We start from the raw sequence: 16,793 nt of genomic DNA on the forward strand, positions 1-16,793 counted from the left end.
ACACTACCATCCGAAGTGTTTTTGCTTTACATCATAAGGCTTCAAATATTGGTGACAGCCAGACTCCTTCTTTTACTGCACTGGAATTATCCAGGTAATAACTTCCATCACCATAGAGCTGAATCTCTCCAACACCTGTTACATGGAGAGTTGTGTTATCACCCATTACAGCAATTGTCATTCCCGAGCCTGACAGGCTCACATTGCCCTGAACATCTGAGTATGAGAGCATGTGATGCGGTTCCTCAGTCGCTGAAGCAGAAACCGCACCTTCAGTTATTATATTGGAACTTAGTAAGCCGTCTGTGTCTATTGACATGTCACCTTCAAAGTCCACGACGGAGAATTTTCCAGAAGACAGACTGAGGTCTACATCCAGATCACCGGAGAGAACTATTACTCCGCTTCCATTAGCATCAAGACTGTCATTTTCTGTAATTTTAACAGGTCCTGGCATGTAGTTGTGCATGGACATGAATATCTTTTTCAATAAGATATCTGACTGGACCATCTTGTCTTTGGACAATGCAACATATTTCTGCTCATCTGAAACTGAATCTGCACTATCTGCCTTTTCAAGATATGAACTTGCATCTGAAACTAGTGATGAATAATCCATGACCATTTTTTCAAGATCACTTACATCGTTTCCTTCACTGGCCAGACGATCTATAGAGTCTTCAAGACGAAGAATTGTCTCATCAGATTTCTGTATGTTATCTGCCAGGAAATCCTTTTCATTCTGCTGCTTCACTTTTTCTTCCGAAACAGACGAGGGAACATCCCCATATAATTCATTATTGATATATTCCGGCTGACTGGAAGTCATTTTAGAATGGTCTCCATTATCAGGATGCCTGTCACGACTTGACAGACCCGATATCAATACCATCAATATGAGAATCCCCAATACAATAAGTGGTAACTTCTTCACGGGTATCACCTCATCTGATTTTTCTCCAATTAGGGTATTCTGTATAGCATGTTATCATAGTGTAATGCACCTGACGTTTTTGAATTATACTCAGGATTGGGAGATTCAAATATAAACATACTTAAGAGGAAAGAGATTTTCAGAAAAATAATAAGCGATATAGTGACATTTTAAGCTTTATGAAGCTTTTTTCACAATAAAAATCGATTTTAAAACTATATAACTGGATTTAAGGCACAAATAACCAAAATTAGGCACCTATTTTAAATTTAAACATAGTTTTGTGATATTATGGAAAGGTACAATATAATGATTTTTAAGAACCTATGAGAAAAATCCCACATCGAAACAATGGAAAAATAACTGCAACATGCGTGATACAAAGCTGAGAAACAGAACATTTCAAAAACTCAATGCAGCATATCCCATTCATTAAGAGGTGTTACATATTACAACAGGAAAATCAGATAAATACAAAAAATCTGTTCTTTTGGCGTAGAATTCTATCAAATAGAAACTTCCTTTTAGACACCTGACATACCTCCAATTGAAAAAATCAAACATACTCCCTAATTTTAAGTGTTCAAAGGTTCCCTTAAACAATAAACCTTTATAGAAGTTTTATTTTTCGATTTTAAGCTCTAATTCGACTTCTTTTTAAAAAGTATCCTTATATTTAAGCCTGCAAATCTTGGAAATGTCAGAAGCACGCCAATAATTGAGGCAGTCATCTGACAGGGCAGAGAAAAAAGAGACAGAAATTGTGAAACACAAAGTCGTGAAAGTTCTAACATGTCTTTCGATTGCGATGATATTGTTAGGAAAAAGGAGGAAACAATGAAACACAAAATACTGAAAGTACTGGCCTGTATTTCATTGATAGCAATGGTTTTCGGTGCTGTGACACCAGGCGCCTTTGCTGATGAAACAGGAACATCAAACGATACAAAATTCGATGGTCATAATATGATGCATGCCCCGGATGGGAACTTCAGCATAAATAATTCAAGCATGGCAGAACCTGTGTTTGACAGCGAAGAAGAAGAGATGATTTTCCTAGTAGAAAGAACAAATGAATCGGTCAGCAGGAAGATAGAGATGCTTCAGGGAATGCTCGATAACATCGATGAAATTGATGACGAGAACGTAACAGCAGATTCTATTCAAGAGCAGATCACAGAGCTTCAGGCATTGCTTGCAGACGTAGAGAGTACAACAACACTTGACGAGCTCAAGGGGATTCTGGAAACAGCCAGAGGATCTATGATGACGGAGAATCCGGGAAAGGGTGAAAGACCGGAAATGGAAAAGATGGTATTCGATTCCGATGAGGAGGAAATGCAGTATCTTGTAGAGAGAGAAACAGAACACATCAACAAAAGAATCGAAATGCTCAACGAGAAGATAGATAACATCGACGAGATAAACGACGAAAATGTCACAGAGGAATCTATCAACGAGGAAATCACCGGACTTGAAAATCTGCTTGCAGACATCCAGGGTGCAACAACACTTGATGAACTCAAAGAGATTCTGGAAGAGTACAGGGAAAGTAATCCCCATCCACGCGGACACGGAGGAGAACACGGACCAATGAGTCAGGCTCCTGAACTTGAGGAAGAGGTAACCACAGAAGAGTAAACGTATGGAATAATCTGTGAAATAATAACTACCACCTATGGGGCAGGATCATTCCTGTCCCTCAATTCGAATTAAAGGAGTTTTAACATGAGAAGAGAGTTAACGATATCATTTGCTTTACTGATGATAATGTTCAGCACCACAATACCGGGAGTCTATGCCCTGGAAGACAGTGACAGCACGGAAATGCCACAGATGGATGCTGCACAAATGAAAGAAATGACACTTGAAATGATAGAGAACAATATAGATGCACTTACCACCCTTCAGTCTGAAACAGATGATGAGGACACATTGGAGTCCATAGACAGCCTTCTTGAACAGATGGAGTCACTGAAAACAGAACTTGAAGACACTGATGACGAAGATGTTGTTGAGGACATAATGGAAGAGTTCAGGACATTGATGGAAGAGGCACCTGAAGAAGTCCGTGAATCCCTGATGCAGAATGGCCCCGGAGGAGAAGGAGGCAGGGGAGGAATGGAATCTATGGACGGTGAAGGTATGATGGGTAACGGAACCATGCAGGCATCAGAAGGAGAATTCCCAGGAAATGGAAGTATGAGCGATGGAGCTCAGATGGGAAGACCGGACCAAGGAAAAAATGACACTGATTCAGTCAATGTAGATTCCACTACAAACTCAACTGAAGAAAGTACAGGACTTCTCAGCGGTCTTATCAACATGATCAAGTCATTGTTCTGATACAATGACTTTTCTATAATCCCAGGTTTGCCTGATATTGTACCGTATTCTCCTGACATCATTAATCAGGTAAACCTTTTGGAGATACATTTACTTTTTAAAATATATGAGTATTTAAATATTATTTTTCAGCAGAATCTACACAAAATAAGTTTTATTGGATTTGCATAACACACTCATGGCTTTGTTCACATCCCAAATTATACTGACAACAATGATAGTGCCTATAGACGTTGATTTTTGAAAATGTTCTCGCTTTGGTAAATTAAATGGTCCGTCCACGAACAGTAATTCAACAGGATTCAAAGCATTATTTGAAAAGTTATAGAGATATCTGATTTTTTATCTGATAATCAGTAGTAAATAAATAATGTTTCGTGCTATATAATCAGGACTAAAGAAACTGAAGATTAGAGAATCATAGGAGTTACTATATATACCATGACACTGATTAACACAGTCAATTAGTCTCTATCGATAATTACCAAAAACGTTAACATACAATAGATTATGGTAATATTCCTATTACAGCAGGAGAAATGTCATGAAAATTGCAATACTTGGAGGCACAGGTAATATTGGCAAGGGTTTTACACTGCGATGGGGCCAAAAACATGAGATAATAATTGGTTCCAGAGAGCCGGATAAAGCCAAAGCGGTTGCATCAGAATACAATGAAATACTTGAAAAATATGGTCATAAAACAAGTATAACAGGTACTGATAACAAAACTGCCGCCGAAAAAGCAGAGATAATTGTTGTTGCCATCAGGTATAACCAGCTTGCTCCTGTAATGGATCTTATAAAACCTGTCATCGAGAACAAGATAGTCGTCAGTGTCGTTGTTCCTATGGAGAGGAACATGTGTTACATAAGTCCGGGAAGCAATTATCCCAAAACTCCAATAGAGAGTCAGGATTTCAATACTGAATATTTCTGTTTTTCAATGCCTGAACTTGGAAGTGCCGCTCAGGAAATATTCACAATGATACCTGACAGTACCGAGCTTGTTGCAGCTTTTCATACAGTACCTGCAAAAAAACTGGCGAACCTTGACATGGAACTTGACTATGACATCGGCGTCTGCGGCAACTCCATGCATGCAAAGGAAATTGTTTTTGGTCTTGTAAAGGATATTTCCAACATGAGACCTCTGGACATAGGACCTCTTGAAACCGCAGGAATGATCGAGTCCCTTACACCATTGCTTATCAATGTTGCAGCAAGAAACGAGATGAAGGACGTAAGTCTGAAATTCGTTTGATTTTCTTCTTTTTTTGAATACTCATATATGAACTCCAAATATTCCATCCGAATTGCAAGCAAAAATGATGAGAAGAAAGTTACGAGTTTCATAGAACTTGTGGATAAGGACTTTTACCCTCCACTAAGTCAGAGGAGTGGAGGTATACCTGAAAGGGTGGAAAGATGTCTTGATACTGATGAGGCAAATTTCCTGGTTGTTGAACCAAATGTAAATAGAGAGAATTCTCAATCAGAAGGATTCATCGGGATGCTTGGTTATACTAAAAACTGGAAAGGACAGGATACTGCATATATCAATTTTCTTGCAACGCACCCGGATTACAGGAACTTGGGCATCAGTAAGGCATTATATATGCAACTTGAAAAAAAGCTTGCAGAATCAGGAATAAAAAGAATATATCTCTGTACCTGGTCTGGCAATCCAGCCGCGATTAAGTTCTACGAATCAATCGGATACTACCGGTATGCAGTTGTCCTTAATGACAGAGGAAATGGAGTGAATACTATCTATTACAAAAAGGTTTTGATATGATTTCAAAATATGCAAAACAATAATATAGCATCAGAGTCTCGATAAGAGAGCTCTTTCTGAAATCCCTATCATTGCGGTAAATTTAAAGTTGACCGCTTTGATTGAAAAAAGACAGGACACGAATGCCTATTGCATGGTTAGGAAGAATAGAGGAAGTGGATAGGCACCGTGTCCATAAACGTCATTTTTCGTTTTTGTTACTCCTCTGGCATTCGTTCAAGCTTCTTTTTGGAGAGCTTTTCAACCAATTCCAGATTTACATCATCTTCAAGTAACAGTTTACCATTCTCGACAGCACTTTCCACAAACTGTTTACCAACAGGATTGCGTATTATCAGGGTCGTGTAACCCTTCTCGCTGCCGATGGAACCTGCTGATATGTCTGCATCCACAGCTGTGAGATCCGTACAGATGTGACATCCCGGGCGAACACAGTCTTCTACATCTTTCAGTGAAATGACTGTCATGCTACCGTCTTTGAGAGTGATCTCAAGCTTACCCTTCACATCAAAGTGCAGCATGTCAAGAGGATTTATCTTGCGTTCTGCAATGAGCTTGTCCTGTACGAGTTTCTCATAGTCGAATGTCTCTGTACAGAAGAGACCTACTACAAGACGGATGTCCTTCCTGAATGGGCGCAACAGGTCAAGATCGCTTGTACGCATCTGTTTGATTGCCTGAACAACACATGGGACACCTACAACTGCAATGTTAGTGTACTTGCGCTTCATGACAGCTTCCTTGAGTGAAGCTACCAGAGGTACCCACCAGTTGTAGCGGCTTCCTGCCTGGTGTACGAGCACATCAGTGGAAGTAATTACAGCCGATGATGGTTTGAGCGTCCATGGATCTTCGACAACAGTGACAACCGCATCGATCATACCCTCATCAAGGGCATTAGTAAGGATTGCTGTTACCGCACCACCACTCTGTTTTCTTGGAATATCCATTTCTGCTTTTGCAGTTACGATATCAAGGTACTCTCCAAGAACTTCTGTAGATGGTTTCTCAACTCTTGGGCATACTTCATAGCATGCTCCACATGGAACCCCGTCGTTGGCATCCTTACAGTATCCACTGTTGAGAGGATGGGTAGAGTCCCTTTTGATCTCAAAATAAATAGCATCTGCCGGGCACACAGCCACACATGCACCACATGCTGCACACTTTTCTGTGTCCCATATCTCTGCCTTAAGGTCCAAATAGTTCTTACCTGCCATAATCATCACTCCCATGTGTATTTACCTGCAAATGGTCTGGCGCTTGCAGGGATTATTCTTGAATAGTTCGTGTCTAAGAAGGGAGTTGGATCTATATTGAACCTACCACAGAACTCTTCTATCACAGGAGTCAGCCTTATCAGATCATCATCAGTAAATTCAACCTTCTTGGCTCCGACACCAAGCAGTTTCTCGTCTACATCGCCGCGGACAATAATTTCTCCACCGTGAATACCACTGCCGATCCCACGATCCTGTACTGCAGGTTCATGACCAATGCCAAGTACAAGAATGAGTCCCCCTGCCATATATTCTCCAAGGAACGCATGGGATGTGCCACCAATAGCAAGTATAGGACGTTTGCCCTCATACTCCTTCATGTGAATACCGCCACGGTAGCCGATATTGCCTTCTACAAAGACCTTTCCGCCACGCATACTGTGTGCAACGGCATCTCCGGCACTTCCGTGGATGATCAGTGATCCCCTGTCCATTGTGTTTCCAGGAGCATGTTCTGCATTTCCGAATACTTCGCATTCCGGACCACTCATGAACATTCCGAGATCTCCGCCAGGAACACCATTGATGATGATCTTTGCATCGCCCCTTACACCGTTTCCAATGAAACGCTGTCCTAGAACATTATTAAGCACTATCTCCTTTACACCGGAAGCCACTGCTGCACGGATCTGTTTATTCAATGGAGAGTAGTGCATACCCTTTACATCTATAACCAAAGGTTCTGCCATCTTTCAGGCCCCCATTGACTCAATTTGAAGTACATCAAGTAATCCCTGATCGAGCATATATCCTCTAAGACGTTCACGGTTGCCGCGCAGACTCTCTATACTATTAAGACCTGCTGCACCCATGAGCTCACTCAGTTCAAGGGTCCATGCATGGATAAGGTTTGCGACATTCTCTGCGCCAACATCTGAGTCAATACGACTGACAAGTTCAGGCTTCTGGGTTGCGATACCCCATGGACATAATCCACGGTAGCAGTTACCACAAACACGGCATCCAAGAGCAATTAGGGCGGCAGTTCCGATATAGACTGCATCTGCACCAAGTGCAATGGATTTTGCAAGGTCGCCGCTGTTGCGTATACCACCACTGGCTATGACAGAGACCTCATTCCTGATACCCTGGTCGTTGAGCTTCTGGTCTACTGCAGCAATGGCCGCTTCTATTGGGATACCCACATTGTCTCTGAATACCTTTGGTGCTGCACCTGTACCACCCTTGAAACCGTCAATTACAACAGCATCTGCAGATGATTTTGCAATGCCTGCTGCAATTGCAGCCACATTGTGTACTGCAGCGATCTTTACGAAGACAGGCTTTTCCCAGTTTGTAGCTTCCTTAAGACTGCGAACAAGCTGAGCAAGGTCTTCTATACTGTAAATATCATGATGAGGTGCAGGACTGATCGCATCTGAACCCACCGGAATCATACGTGTGCACGATACATCTGCACAGACTTTCTCTCCTGGAAGGTGACCGCCAATACCTGGTTTTGCTCCCTGTCCTACCTTGATCTCAATAGCTGCACCGCGCTCCAGATAGTCGATATCGACACCAAAACGTCCTGATGCTATCTGGACAATTGAGTGGTCCTGATATGGATAGATAGCCTGGTGCATTCCCCCTTCACCGGTTCCCATGAAGGTTCCGGTCTTTGCTACTGCCTTTGCAATACTGAGCTGTGCAGGAAGACTGATCGCACCATAACTCATGTGACCTACCATAATAGGAGTGTCAAGTTTGAGATTTGGGGTCAGTTTTGTCTTAAGATCAATGTCACCATTGTTCTTTGTAAATTCGAGCTTTGAAGGCTTCTTTCCAATGTAGGTCCTCAGTTCCATTGGTTCTCTTAGAGGATCGATACTTGGGTTTGTTACCTGACATGCATCAAGTAACAGCCTGTCAAATATAATAGGATAATCAACTGCATTGCCCATTCCGGCAAGGATTATTTTTCCTGTGCGTGCCTGGTTAATAACATCTTCACGTGCCTCTGTTGTCCAGACGGGGTGACTGCGATAGTCAACCGGCCTTTCCTGCAGGCCGATAGCATCCCTTGGACACATTGAGATACAGCGGTGGCATGCAGTACATTTGCGTGAGTCGATGAGAATCTTGTCATCTTCTACACGATAAACACCATAGGAACAGTTATCGACACAGCGCATACACTTCATACACTGGTCACGATCGATACTGATCTTGTATTTGAGTGGTACACTACCAAGACTCATTCTATAACCCTCCCGATAACAGGTTCTCCTGCCCTTGGCATGTATATGGATTTTATATCGGGATCCATTGTACGAATAGCTGCCTCTTCACTTGAGACATAGAGCTTGGATCCATTCTCTCCTACAACGAGAGGACGCAACTTGATCCTGTCTGTGAAAGCCACAATTCCATCCTTTGTTGCGACAACTATAGCGAAAGGACCGTTCATCAGAGCAGGGCCATATGTCAGACGCAGTGTGCGCATGAACTCTTCTTTCTTCTCAGGCATCTCATCGATCTCATCCCAGAAAGGTGGAGCCAATGCTTTGACTACCATCTCTGATGGCAGGCCGTGCTCCCTTCCAAGAAGATCAAAGAGATAAGCTACAACTTCAGTATCAGTTAACATTGTACACTCGTATCCGTGGCCTTCCACATAGCGACGGTTGGTTCCGTATGAGGTAATCTCACCATTGTGCACAACTGACCAGTCAAGTAGATTGAACGGATGAGCTCCTCCCCACCATCCTGCTGTATTGGTTGGATAACGGTTGTGTGCAAGCCATATGTAACCTTTGTAGTCCTCGATCCTGAAATAATTGGCTACATCCTCAGGCCAGCCTGCCGCCTTGAATACACCAAGGTTCTTACCGGATGAGAATACCAGTGCACCTTTCACATTTCCATTGATCTCCATCACAATGTCCTTGACGTTATCATCATCTGGGTTTGTGGTGCCCACTGTCTGGCTGGCATGTGGTTTGAAGAAATATCTCCAGGATATGTGTTCCTTTTTAAGACCTGGCTGTTCATATGTAGGTATCTCTTCTTCGTGGACTATCTTTCCCCACTGTTCGAGTATTGCATCAACCTTGGTCTTCGGTTCTAACAGATTATCATAAAATACGTGGATGGCATAGCAGTCTGCATAATCAGGATATATGCCATAGGCTACATATCCTGCGCCTTCTCCACTTCCTCTTTCATCCATCAGACTCAGGGCTTCCTTTATGCTGGAGCCGTCCATTCTGGACATGGTCCGATCGATTACGCCTATAATTCCGCACATGTTGATCACTATGAGTATTTAGTCTTGGGGCTATGAGATAGTATTTACCAGATATGAACTTAACCATGCAAAAATTCGTCCAGTATAAAAAAAACCCCGGTTTTCGTGAACAACTTCTATTCACGTTTTACCAGCCTGAAAAATGGCTGATAGAAATATGTTGAAGTGTTATTGAAATATAAAGTGAAAGTAAGGGGTAATCCCCTTACAGTATGCTAAGGTATGTGTCGATTTCCCACTGGTGGACCTGTGCCTTGTAGTCATCCCACTGAGCCTTCTTAGCCTCAATGTAGTTCTCAAAGACGTGGTCTCCAACTACACCCTTGACAAACTCACTTGCTTCCATAAGGTCGATTGCTTCCTTAAGGTTGCCTGGGAGGGACTCAATTCCTCTTGCTGCCCTGTCTTCTTCTGTGAGCTTGAAGATGTTTACATCGGTTGATGCTGGTGGTTCCATCTCGTTCTTGATACCGTCAAGACCTGCATTGAGCATTGCTGCGAATGCGAGGTATGGGTTACATGCTGGGTCTGGGCATCTCAGTTCGATCCTGGTACCAATGCCTCTTGATGCAGGAATCCTGATAAGGGAACTGCGGTTTGATGCAGACCATGTACAGTAGATAGGTGCCTCGTATCCTGGTACAAGTCTCTTGTATGAGTTTACAGTTGAGTTTGTGATTGCTGCAAACTCACGGATGTGTGCAAGGATACCAGCAATGTACTGCTTTGCAGTTGTTGAGAGCTGGTCAGGGGTGCTTGCATCGTAGAATGCGTTCTTACCGTCCATCATGAGGGACTGGTTGGAGTGCATACCTGAGCCGTTTACACCATAAAGTGGTTTTGGCATGAATGTTGCATAGTAGCCCATGTGTGCTGCGATGGACTTTACAACATATTTGAATGTTACAATGTTGTCACATGTTGAAAGCACGTCACCGAATCTGAAGTTGATCTCGTGCTGTGATGGAGCTACCTCGTGGTGGGAAGCTTCCAGTTTGAAGCCCATGTCTTCAAGAGCGAAGTCGATAGCTCTTCTGACATCCTGTGCTTTGTCAAGAGGTGCAAAGTCAAAGTATCCACCCATATCAGTGAGTTCTGTTGTTGGCTGACCGTTCTCATCCAGTTTGAACAGGAAGAACTCAAGTTCTGGACCAGTGTTCATTGTGTAGCCCATTTCTGCTGCCTTTGCGATTGCCTGTTTGAGGACGTATCTTGGGTCACCCTCGAATGGCTTGCCGTTTGGTCTGTATACATCACCAATGATACGTGCAACAGCGCCTTCCTTTGGTCTCCATGGGAGGATTCTGAATGTGGATGGGTCTGGCATAAGGATCATGTCGGACTCTTCGATCCTTGTGAATCCTTCAATTGATGAACCATCAAACATTACACCGTTCTCAAATGCACCTTCAAGATCTTCAGCAGGGATTGCCCAGCTTTTGATCATACCCATGGTATCGGTGAACTGTGTCCTTATGAATTTAACATCGTTCTCGGCTACAGCCTGTAACACTTCTTCCTTTGTTGTTGGAAATACTTTTACCATTTTGATTACTCCTCTATTCGCTAAGGGGTGTGAGTATCCCATTACCCACTAGGGGCTATATATAAGTTCCCTTTTTTACGAGCTAAGCACACCACCCTCCAAAAAATAAAAAAAGCGAATAATATTAAAAACTTATCCACTAGTAGATATAAAAATACGCATAACCATCTTTGTGAAAAACAATTAATCTCATAAATAGATAGTATAATAATTAACGACAATACGACTGAAAAAGTTAAAAGAAAAGAAGAAGGATATCTGTGTCATAAGTTGCCGCAACTATTGCAAAGCTTTGGAAACTTATCGCTTTTGCAAAAATACTGACTCTAACAGACAGGAGAAAACATGGACAAAATACCAAGGGAGGACATCGATATAAAAAAGCAGTTGAAAGAAGTGTCAACTAACGCTCTCCGTTGCATGCAATGTGGAGTTTGTAGCAGCAGTTGTCCCTCTGGAAGACATACAAACCTTAACATCCGTAAACTTGTAAAAAATGCAGGTACAAATTCAGATATTCTCAAAAGTGAAGAATTATGGATGTGCACAACCTGTTACAACTGTCAGGAAAGATGTCCCCGCAGAATTAATATTGTAGATACAGTACTAGAGATAAGATCGATCTCAGCTCATCAGGGAATAATTCTTCCCGAACACAGACTAGTCTGCCAGATGCTGCTCAAATACGGACATGCCGTCCCGATCAATGATAAATACAAAATAAAAAGAGTGGAAATTGGCCTGGAAGAACTGCCGGAAACCGTACACAAATACACGGACTCTCTCAATGAAGTTAAAGAACTCCTGACATCCTGTGGCTTTGAAAGATTCGCAGAAAATAATACTAATGAGAAGCAAACAACGGAGATCACAGAATGAAGGGACTGTCACTTTTCCTCGGATGCCTGGTACCTAACAGATATCCGGGCATTGAACTCGCCACAAAACTGTGTCTTGCCACATTAGACATTGACTGTAGCGATCTTCCCGGTGCATCATGTTGTCCTGCCCCCGGAGTGTTCCGGTCTTTTGACAAAACTTCCTGGCTTGCCCTGGCAAGTCGAAACATAGTCCTGTCCGAAGAGATGGAAAGAGATGTACTCACAATATGTAATGGATGTTTCAGCACTCTTGCCGATGCAAACCACATTATTCAGGATGATGAAAAAGCAAAAGAAGAAGTAAATATTCATCTCCAAAAAATAGGCAGGAAAATCAAAGGAAATATTGATGTCAGACATATTATAGAGTATCTTTATCAGGAGTTTGGACCTGAAAAGATCAGTTCATTTGTACAAAGACCACTTGACATCAGAATTGCAGTACACTACGGCTGCCACCTGATAAAACCTACAAAGGAAAGAGGACTTGGAAGTTCTGAAAGACCTGTGTTCTTTGATGAACTCATCACCGCACTTGGTGCAACAAGTGTGGACTATCCGGATAAGATGGCATGCTGCGGAGCTGGTGGTGGAATGCGTTCTGCCATGAAAGAAAAATCGCTGAAAATGACAGAAGCAAAACTTGCGAAGATACAGGAAGCTGATGTGGACTGCATAGTAAACTCATGCCCATTCTGCCATATGCAACTTGACAGTGGGCAGGATGAGATCAAAGAGCTATCAGGAACTGAGTTTGAAATACCCGTACTCCATTACACACAACTTCTGGGACTTGCGCTGGGATTTCCGGCAGAGATGCTTGGAATTGATATTGGCATTGAAAAGAACAGAAAATTAATGGAGCTACTGGATTCCAGGGTTAAGCCCTAGAATTCAGATTGATTCCTGTTTTATTTCATCATTTAAGTAAAGCTGAGAAAAAACCTATGTTTCCCGCAGGAAAGCTTTTTCACCAATAACTTTAAGATAATGAATGTTATTACGAGAGTAGCACAACATGAGCGTGTGGCCTAGTCAGGATATGGCGGCAGCCTCCTAAGCTGCAAGCCGAGGGTTCAAATCCCTTCACGCTCGCTATTTCTCTTTTTAACAATTACCGGAGATTGATAGTTGATAATAAGAAAGGCTACAGTTAATGATATCCCTGCAATAAAAGGCATCATAGATACCTATGCAAAACAGGAGATGATGCTTCCCCGTTCATTGAGTGAGCTGTATGAGTTTACCCGCAGTTTCCATGTATGCGAAATTGACGGGGAAATAATTGGCTGCTGCGCCCTGCAGGTTAGCTGGGAGAATATGGCAGAGGTATTATCATTTGCAGTTAAGCAGGAATACAGAGACAAGGGTATAGGAACTAAGCTTATGGCAGCATGCTTGAGTGAAGCCCGGGAACTTGGAGTGGATAAAATATTCACACTAACCTATGCAGTTCCTTTCTTTGAGAAACAGGGCTTTGAAATAATAGACAAACAGATGCTTCCACATAAAGTGTGGACCGGATGCATCAAGTGTCCTAAATTCCCGAACTGCGATGAAGTCGCAATGATGAAAAATTTATAATATTCATCATTCACTTTTACCAGATTGAAGGTACTTCTCAAAATAAACCGTCCCACTCTCTTCTTTCACTACTGAAAAACCATTTTTCACATAGATAGAAATAGCTGTTTTTAAGGTCGAATCGGTTTTCAGTTTTGCTCTTGTAAAATTGTCTTCCGCATATTCCAGTGCCTTTTGAAAAAGAGCAAAACCAATTCTTCTGCCGCGATAATCTTTTTTGACATACAGCCTTTTGATCTCACAGACATCCGGGTTCAGATATTTGACCGCAGACGTACCCACAATATCACCATTCACAAGACATAGAAAAAATGCACCTCCTTTTACGGAATAGTTCCCGGGAATATCATCCAGATCAGAATCTTTCAAAGGATCATAGTCAAAACCTTCCCCGGAAAGAACATCTATTACAAATGACCTTGCCGCAGAAGAATATTCAGATGAGAATGATACTATCTTCATTTAAGGTATTCTCCGGAGTTTCTCAGGAAATCCGTTGCCAGAGAGTAAAGCAACTCCACACCAGTTATCAGTACATCCTCATCAATGTCAAAACTGGATGAGTGATTCACTTCAACTATTCCTTTTTCTACGTTTTTAGTTCCGATTATTGTGTACATCCCGGGAACTTCCCGCAGGTAATAAGCAAAATCTTCCGCCCCAAAAATCGGGCCTGCATGAGTGTTCACATTTTCAAACATAGTTTTTAGCAAGCTGCTGGCTCTTTCTGTGAAAGAGGGATCATTGAAAAGAACAGGATAACCACGATAAACATTCAGGTCATATGAAGGAACTCCTTCCTGGCCATCCTTTGAATATGAATGCATAAGTGAATCAAGCAGATCGGACATAATACATTCTATAGTATCAATATCATTGTCATCAAACGTCCTGAAACTACCAACAAGTTCGAGATCATCCGGGGATCTGTTGAATTGCTTACCACTATTCACCGCACCAAATCCAAGAACATGATCAGAAGCATCCACTTTCTGTGAAACAGCAGGCTTTAAAGAAGAAATGAATTCAGCGGCAATTTGTATGGGATCAATACATAGATCAGGTCTTGCATGATGACCACCCTTTCCGAATATCTTTACCGTGAAGCGATTAGAACTTGCCATTAAAGGACCGGCACGCACATTGATCTGGCCAATGTCAACATCACTGAATATGTGCAGACCAATGATAGCATCCACATCATCCAGACCACCTTCTTCTATAACCCTTATCGCTCCGCCGGGAGGAACTTCTTCCGCAGGCTGGAAGATAAATCTGACAGTGCCACATATTTCCTTTCGTTTTTCCTTTACCAGACGGACAACACCCAGAACAATGGCCATGTGCCCATCATGACCGCACGCATGCATTACACCGGGATTCTGAGAAATATAATCCTCATTTCCAGGGGAAAGTACCTCATGTGCCGCAAGTGCATCAGTATCAGAACGTATGGCAATGCATGGACCTGAAGACATACCCCGCACTTCTGCTATCACTCCAGTGTCAGCGATCTTCCTGCAATCTATCCCGATTTCTTCCAGTATGGACATTATTCTTGCCTGCGTACCATACTCATGAAAACTGAGCTCAGGATTTCTGTGGAACTCTCTGCGGATCTCACGTACCCATTTTTCAAATGATTGCAAACTCTATCACCATTTATGAGGACTTGATTTTACAAATAGACATGTTGCAGAAGTATATATTAGATTTTACTAGATCTGAACCAAGACAATAAAAGTCGTACCATTTTTATGGGAAAAGGCAATTACCTGTACAGAGTTGAATACAAACAGGAAGGCTAAATATGATAAAAACACGACTCAGGGATTTCCTTGTAACAAAAGATGACTGGATCTTTGCAGTTTCCGATTATTTCCACCCACATGGTATTAGGTCAACGCTAAGGTATGTGCCGGACGAGAACGGAGAGCGCGAACTTGACGGCAAACGCTACAAGAAATATGATTTTGACGTTGCTTTTGACTTTATGCGCCAGAACCGCCCTGAATGGGTAGAGGACGTACATGTGGTCCCTGAAGACCAGATCAAAAAAGTGCTTCCCCCGTCAAGTGCCATAGAAAAGTGGTATGGTATTGACAGCAGAGTAACAGTTGTTGTGGACACACTTGAAAAAGCGGGCATCAGCAGGGATATGATGGGAATCACAGGATCTTTACTGCCGGGACTTCAGAACGAAGGCTCAGACATTGATTTTGTAGTTTACGGTGATCAGTGGTTCATAGCAAGGGATGCCATCGCAAAAGCAAAGTCCGAAGACGGACCTATCGATGATATTGATTTGAACATGTGGAAACGCATATACAACAAACGCATCCCGGAGATCTCTTTTGAGGAATTCATGGTCCATGAGAAGAGAAAAGGAAATCGCGGAATGGTAGAAGGTACTTATTTTGATCTTCTTTTCGTCAGGGACTGGGAGCAGATCAAAAACCCAACCCAAAGAGGCGAGGACATTGGCACTATGAAAATAGAGGCAAAGGTCACAAATGCTGATCTTGCGTTTGATGCCCCCTCAGTTTACAAGGTAGATCATGACGAAATCGACCACGTACTCTCATACACACACACATATGCAGGACAGGCTCTTGCAGGAGAAATTATTGAAGCCCAAGGTGTTGTGGAGCAGGTAGGAGACATCAAAAGACTTGTAGTCGGCACTTCCAGAGAGCCAAAAGGCGAATGGATCCGCTCACTTACACTGCTTGAAAAGGAAAGATTTATCTGAGATATAAAGTTGAAAATTAAAAATTGATTTTAAAAAAGACATAAAGGCGGTTTAACCACCGCCTGTTACCTGGCCGATATCATAACCAGCCTCATTTTCGGCCCTATAAGAACGCATGTAGGCCTCTGCAGCCTCTGCGGATGTGCGCTCTTTCATCTCACCTTTAAGCTCACTTTCATCTGCGATGACAAGTACCTCTGGTTTATAGAACAAACCGGTACTGTCAAGCAATACCCAGATACCTTCTTCATCTTCTTTAAGATCGGTAACTCTTCCCACAGTGCCTGTGTTCAGGTATCTGACAACAGACCCAACTTCAATGGGACTGCCATCCATACTCAAAGCTTCGATCTTTGCTGAATCGTCCACAATATAACTCCTATTAATTCTTATTCTGGAAGATATAATGAGCTTACAGATTT

The 16,793-nt window shown here is 42.4% G+C and carries 17 protein-coding genes and 1 tRNA gene; 9 read left to right on the top strand and 9 right to left on the bottom strand.

Features of this window, described 5'->3' with window-relative positions:
• Window positions 1-31: 31 nt before the first annotated feature.
• A complete protein-coding gene (locus RE474_RS04930) occupies window positions 32-934 on the bottom strand; it encodes a hypothetical protein (RefSeq protein WP_309311866.1) in 903 nt (300 codons plus the stop codon).
• Window positions 935-1,771: 837 nt separating this feature from the next.
• Between RE474_RS04930 and RE474_RS04935 the strand changes: the two genes are divergently transcribed.
• The 4 genes from RE474_RS04935 to RE474_RS04950 all read left to right on the top strand — a co-directional run bounded on the left by RE474_RS04935 (window position 1,772) and on the right by RE474_RS04950 (window position 5,078).
• Complete coding sequence (locus tag RE474_RS04935; RefSeq protein ID WP_309311867.1) at window positions 1,772-2,575, top strand: AAA family ATPase; 804 nt, start codon at window positions 1,772-1,774, stop codon at window positions 2,573-2,575.
• An 87-nt stretch (window positions 2,576-2,662) separates the two neighbouring features.
• Window positions 2,663-3,280, top strand: coding sequence for a hypothetical protein (locus RE474_RS04940; RefSeq protein ID WP_309311868.1), 618 nt, complete (start codon window positions 2,663-2,665; stop codon window positions 3,278-3,280).
• A 544-nt stretch (window positions 3,281-3,824) separates the two neighbouring features.
• Window positions 3,825-4,544: an NAD(P)-binding domain-containing protein gene (locus RE474_RS04945; protein ID WP_309311869.1), complete on the top strand. Its 720-nt coding sequence runs from the start codon at window positions 3,825-3,827 to the stop codon at window positions 4,542-4,544.
• 27 nt (window positions 4,545-4,571) lie between these two features.
• Window positions 4,572-5,078, top strand: coding sequence for a GNAT family N-acetyltransferase (locus RE474_RS04950; protein WP_309311870.1), 507 nt, complete (start codon window positions 4,572-4,574; stop codon window positions 5,076-5,078).
• A 197-nt stretch (window positions 5,079-5,275) separates the two neighbouring features.
• On the opposite strand, the gene RE474_RS04955 is transcribed toward RE474_RS04950, so the two are convergent.
• The 5 genes from RE474_RS04955 to glnA all read right to left on the bottom strand — a co-directional run bounded on the left by RE474_RS04955 (window position 5,276) and on the right by glnA (window position 11,154).
• A complete protein-coding gene (locus RE474_RS04955) occupies window positions 5,276-6,298 on the bottom strand; it encodes a Coenzyme F420 hydrogenase/dehydrogenase, beta subunit C-terminal domain (protein ID WP_309311871.1) in 1,023 nt (340 codons plus the stop codon).
• Window positions 6,299-6,303: 5 nt separating this feature from the next.
• A complete protein-coding gene (locus RE474_RS04960) occupies window positions 6,304-7,047 on the bottom strand; it encodes a GltB/FmdC/FwdC-like GXGXG domain-containing protein (RefSeq protein WP_309311872.1) in 744 nt (247 codons plus the stop codon).
• A 3-nt stretch (window positions 7,048-7,050) separates the two neighbouring features.
• A complete protein-coding gene (locus tag RE474_RS04965) occupies window positions 7,051-8,559 on the bottom strand; it encodes a glutamate synthase-related protein (protein WP_309311873.1) in 1,509 nt (502 codons plus the stop codon).
• Window positions 8,556-9,608 (bottom strand): class II glutamine amidotransferase, encoded by a 1,053-nt coding sequence (locus RE474_RS04970; RefSeq protein ID WP_309311874.1) that lies wholly within the window; start codon window positions 9,606-9,608, stop codon window positions 8,556-8,558. Before RE474_RS04970 ends, RE474_RS04965 begins: the two co-directional genes overlap by 4 nt.
• Window positions 9,609-9,813: 205 nt before the next feature.
• Window positions 9,814-11,154 (bottom strand): type I glutamate--ammonia ligase, encoded by a 1,341-nt coding sequence (gene glnA, locus RE474_RS04975; RefSeq protein WP_309311875.1) that lies wholly within the window; start codon window positions 11,152-11,154, stop codon window positions 9,814-9,816.
• Between the two features lie 345 nt (window positions 11,155-11,499).
• Between glnA and hdrC the strand changes: the two genes are divergently transcribed.
• From hdrC to RE474_RS04995, 4 genes are all read left to right on the top strand, one after another.
• On the top strand, window positions 11,500-12,033 hold the full coding sequence (hdrC, locus tag RE474_RS04980; protein WP_309311876.1) for a CoB--CoM heterodisulfide reductase subunit C: 534 nt from the start codon (window positions 11,500-11,502) through the stop codon (window positions 12,031-12,033).
• Entirely contained in the window at window positions 12,030-12,926 is an 897-nt protein-coding gene (gene hdrB, locus RE474_RS04985; protein WP_309311877.1) for a CoB--CoM heterodisulfide reductase subunit B, read from the top strand. The genes hdrC and hdrB overlap by 4 nt, the downstream gene beginning before the upstream one ends.
• A gap of 129 nt (window positions 12,927-13,055) precedes the next feature.
• A tRNA-Arg gene (locus tag RE474_RS04990) sits at window positions 13,056-13,130 on the top strand.
• Between the two features lie 36 nt (window positions 13,131-13,166).
• Window positions 13,167-13,619, top strand: coding sequence for an N-acetyltransferase (locus RE474_RS04995; protein WP_309311878.1), 453 nt, complete (start codon window positions 13,167-13,169; stop codon window positions 13,617-13,619).
• A 6-nt stretch (window positions 13,620-13,625) separates the two neighbouring features.
• Here the strand turns inward: RE474_RS04995 and RE474_RS05000 are convergent, their stop codons facing one another.
• Window positions 13,626-14,081 carry a GNAT family N-acetyltransferase gene (locus RE474_RS05000; RefSeq protein WP_309311879.1) on the bottom strand — a complete coding sequence of 152 codons (456 nt, stop codon included), beginning with the start codon at window positions 14,079-14,081 and terminating at the stop codon, window positions 13,626-13,628.
• Window positions 14,078-15,268: a M20 metallopeptidase family protein gene (locus tag RE474_RS05005; RefSeq protein ID WP_309311881.1), complete on the bottom strand. Its 1,191-nt coding sequence runs from the start codon at window positions 15,266-15,268 to the stop codon at window positions 14,078-14,080. The genes RE474_RS05000 and RE474_RS05005 overlap by 4 nt, the downstream gene beginning before the upstream one ends.
• A 161-nt stretch (window positions 15,269-15,429) precedes the next feature.
• Here RE474_RS05005 and RE474_RS05010 point away from each other — a divergent pair, with 161 nt between their 5' ends.
• Entirely contained in the window at window positions 15,430-16,371 is a 942-nt protein-coding gene (locus tag RE474_RS05010) for a nucleotidyltransferase domain-containing protein (RefSeq protein WP_309311882.1), read from the top strand.
• 51 nt (window positions 16,372-16,422) lie between these two features.
• Here RE474_RS05010 and RE474_RS05015 read toward each other — a convergent pair whose 3' ends face one another.
• Window positions 16,423-16,740, bottom strand: a complete 318-nt coding sequence (locus tag RE474_RS05015; RefSeq protein WP_309311883.1) for a DUF2098 domain-containing protein — start codon at window positions 16,738-16,740, stop codon at window positions 16,423-16,425.
• Window positions 16,741-16,793: the final 53 nt, after the last annotated feature.

Origin of the sequence: Methanolobus sediminis (assembly GCF_031312595.1) — an archaeon.
Taxonomy (GTDB): Archaea; Halobacteriota; Methanosarcinia; order Methanosarcinales; family Methanosarcinaceae; genus Methanolobus; species Methanolobus sediminis.

What these genes read in the sequence shown, in the direction of transcription:
- RE474_RS05010 (WP_309311882.1), top strand. Translation starts at nt 15,430, where the DNA reads ATGATAAAAACACGACTCAGGGATTTCCTTGTAACAAAAGATGACTGG.
- RE474_RS04935 (WP_309311867.1), top strand. Translation starts at nt 1,772, where the DNA reads ATGAAACACAAAATACTGAAAGTACTGGCCTGTATTTCATTGATAGCA.
- RE474_RS04970 (WP_309311874.1), bottom strand. Translation starts at nt 9,608, where the DNA reads ATGTGCGGAATTATAGGCGTAATCGATCGGACCATGTCCAGAATGGAC.
- RE474_RS04960 (WP_309311872.1), bottom strand. Translation starts at nt 7,047, where the DNA reads ATGGCAGAACCTTTGGTTATAGATGTAAAGGGTATGCACTACTCTCCA.
- RE474_RS05000 (WP_309311879.1), bottom strand. Translation starts at nt 14,081, where the DNA reads ATGAAGATAGTATCATTCTCATCTGAATATTCTTCTGCGGCAAGGTCA.
- glnA (WP_309311875.1), bottom strand. Translation starts at nt 11,154, where the DNA reads ATGGTAAAAGTATTTCCAACAACAAAGGAAGAAGTGTTACAGGCTGTA.
- RE474_RS04940 (WP_309311868.1), top strand. Translation starts at nt 2,663, where the DNA reads ATGAGAAGAGAGTTAACGATATCATTTGCTTTACTGATGATAATGTTC.
- RE474_RS04950 (WP_309311870.1), top strand. Translation starts at nt 4,572, where the DNA reads ATGAACTCCAAATATTCCATCCGAATTGCAAGCAAAAATGATGAGAAG.
- RE474_RS04945 (WP_309311869.1), top strand. Translation starts at nt 3,825, where the DNA reads ATGAAAATTGCAATACTTGGAGGCACAGGTAATATTGGCAAGGGTTTT.
- RE474_RS04955 (WP_309311871.1), bottom strand. Translation starts at nt 6,298, where the DNA reads ATGGCAGGTAAGAACTATTTGGACCTTAAGGCAGAGATATGGGACACA.
- RE474_RS04965 (WP_309311873.1), bottom strand. Translation starts at nt 8,559, where the DNA reads ATGAGTCTTGGTAGTGTACCACTCAAATACAAGATCAGTATCGATCGT.
- hdrC (WP_309311876.1), top strand. Translation starts at nt 11,500, where the DNA reads ATGGACAAAATACCAAGGGAGGACATCGATATAAAAAAGCAGTTGAAA.
- hdrB (WP_309311877.1), top strand. Translation starts at nt 12,030, where the DNA reads ATGAAGGGACTGTCACTTTTCCTCGGATGCCTGGTACCTAACAGATAT.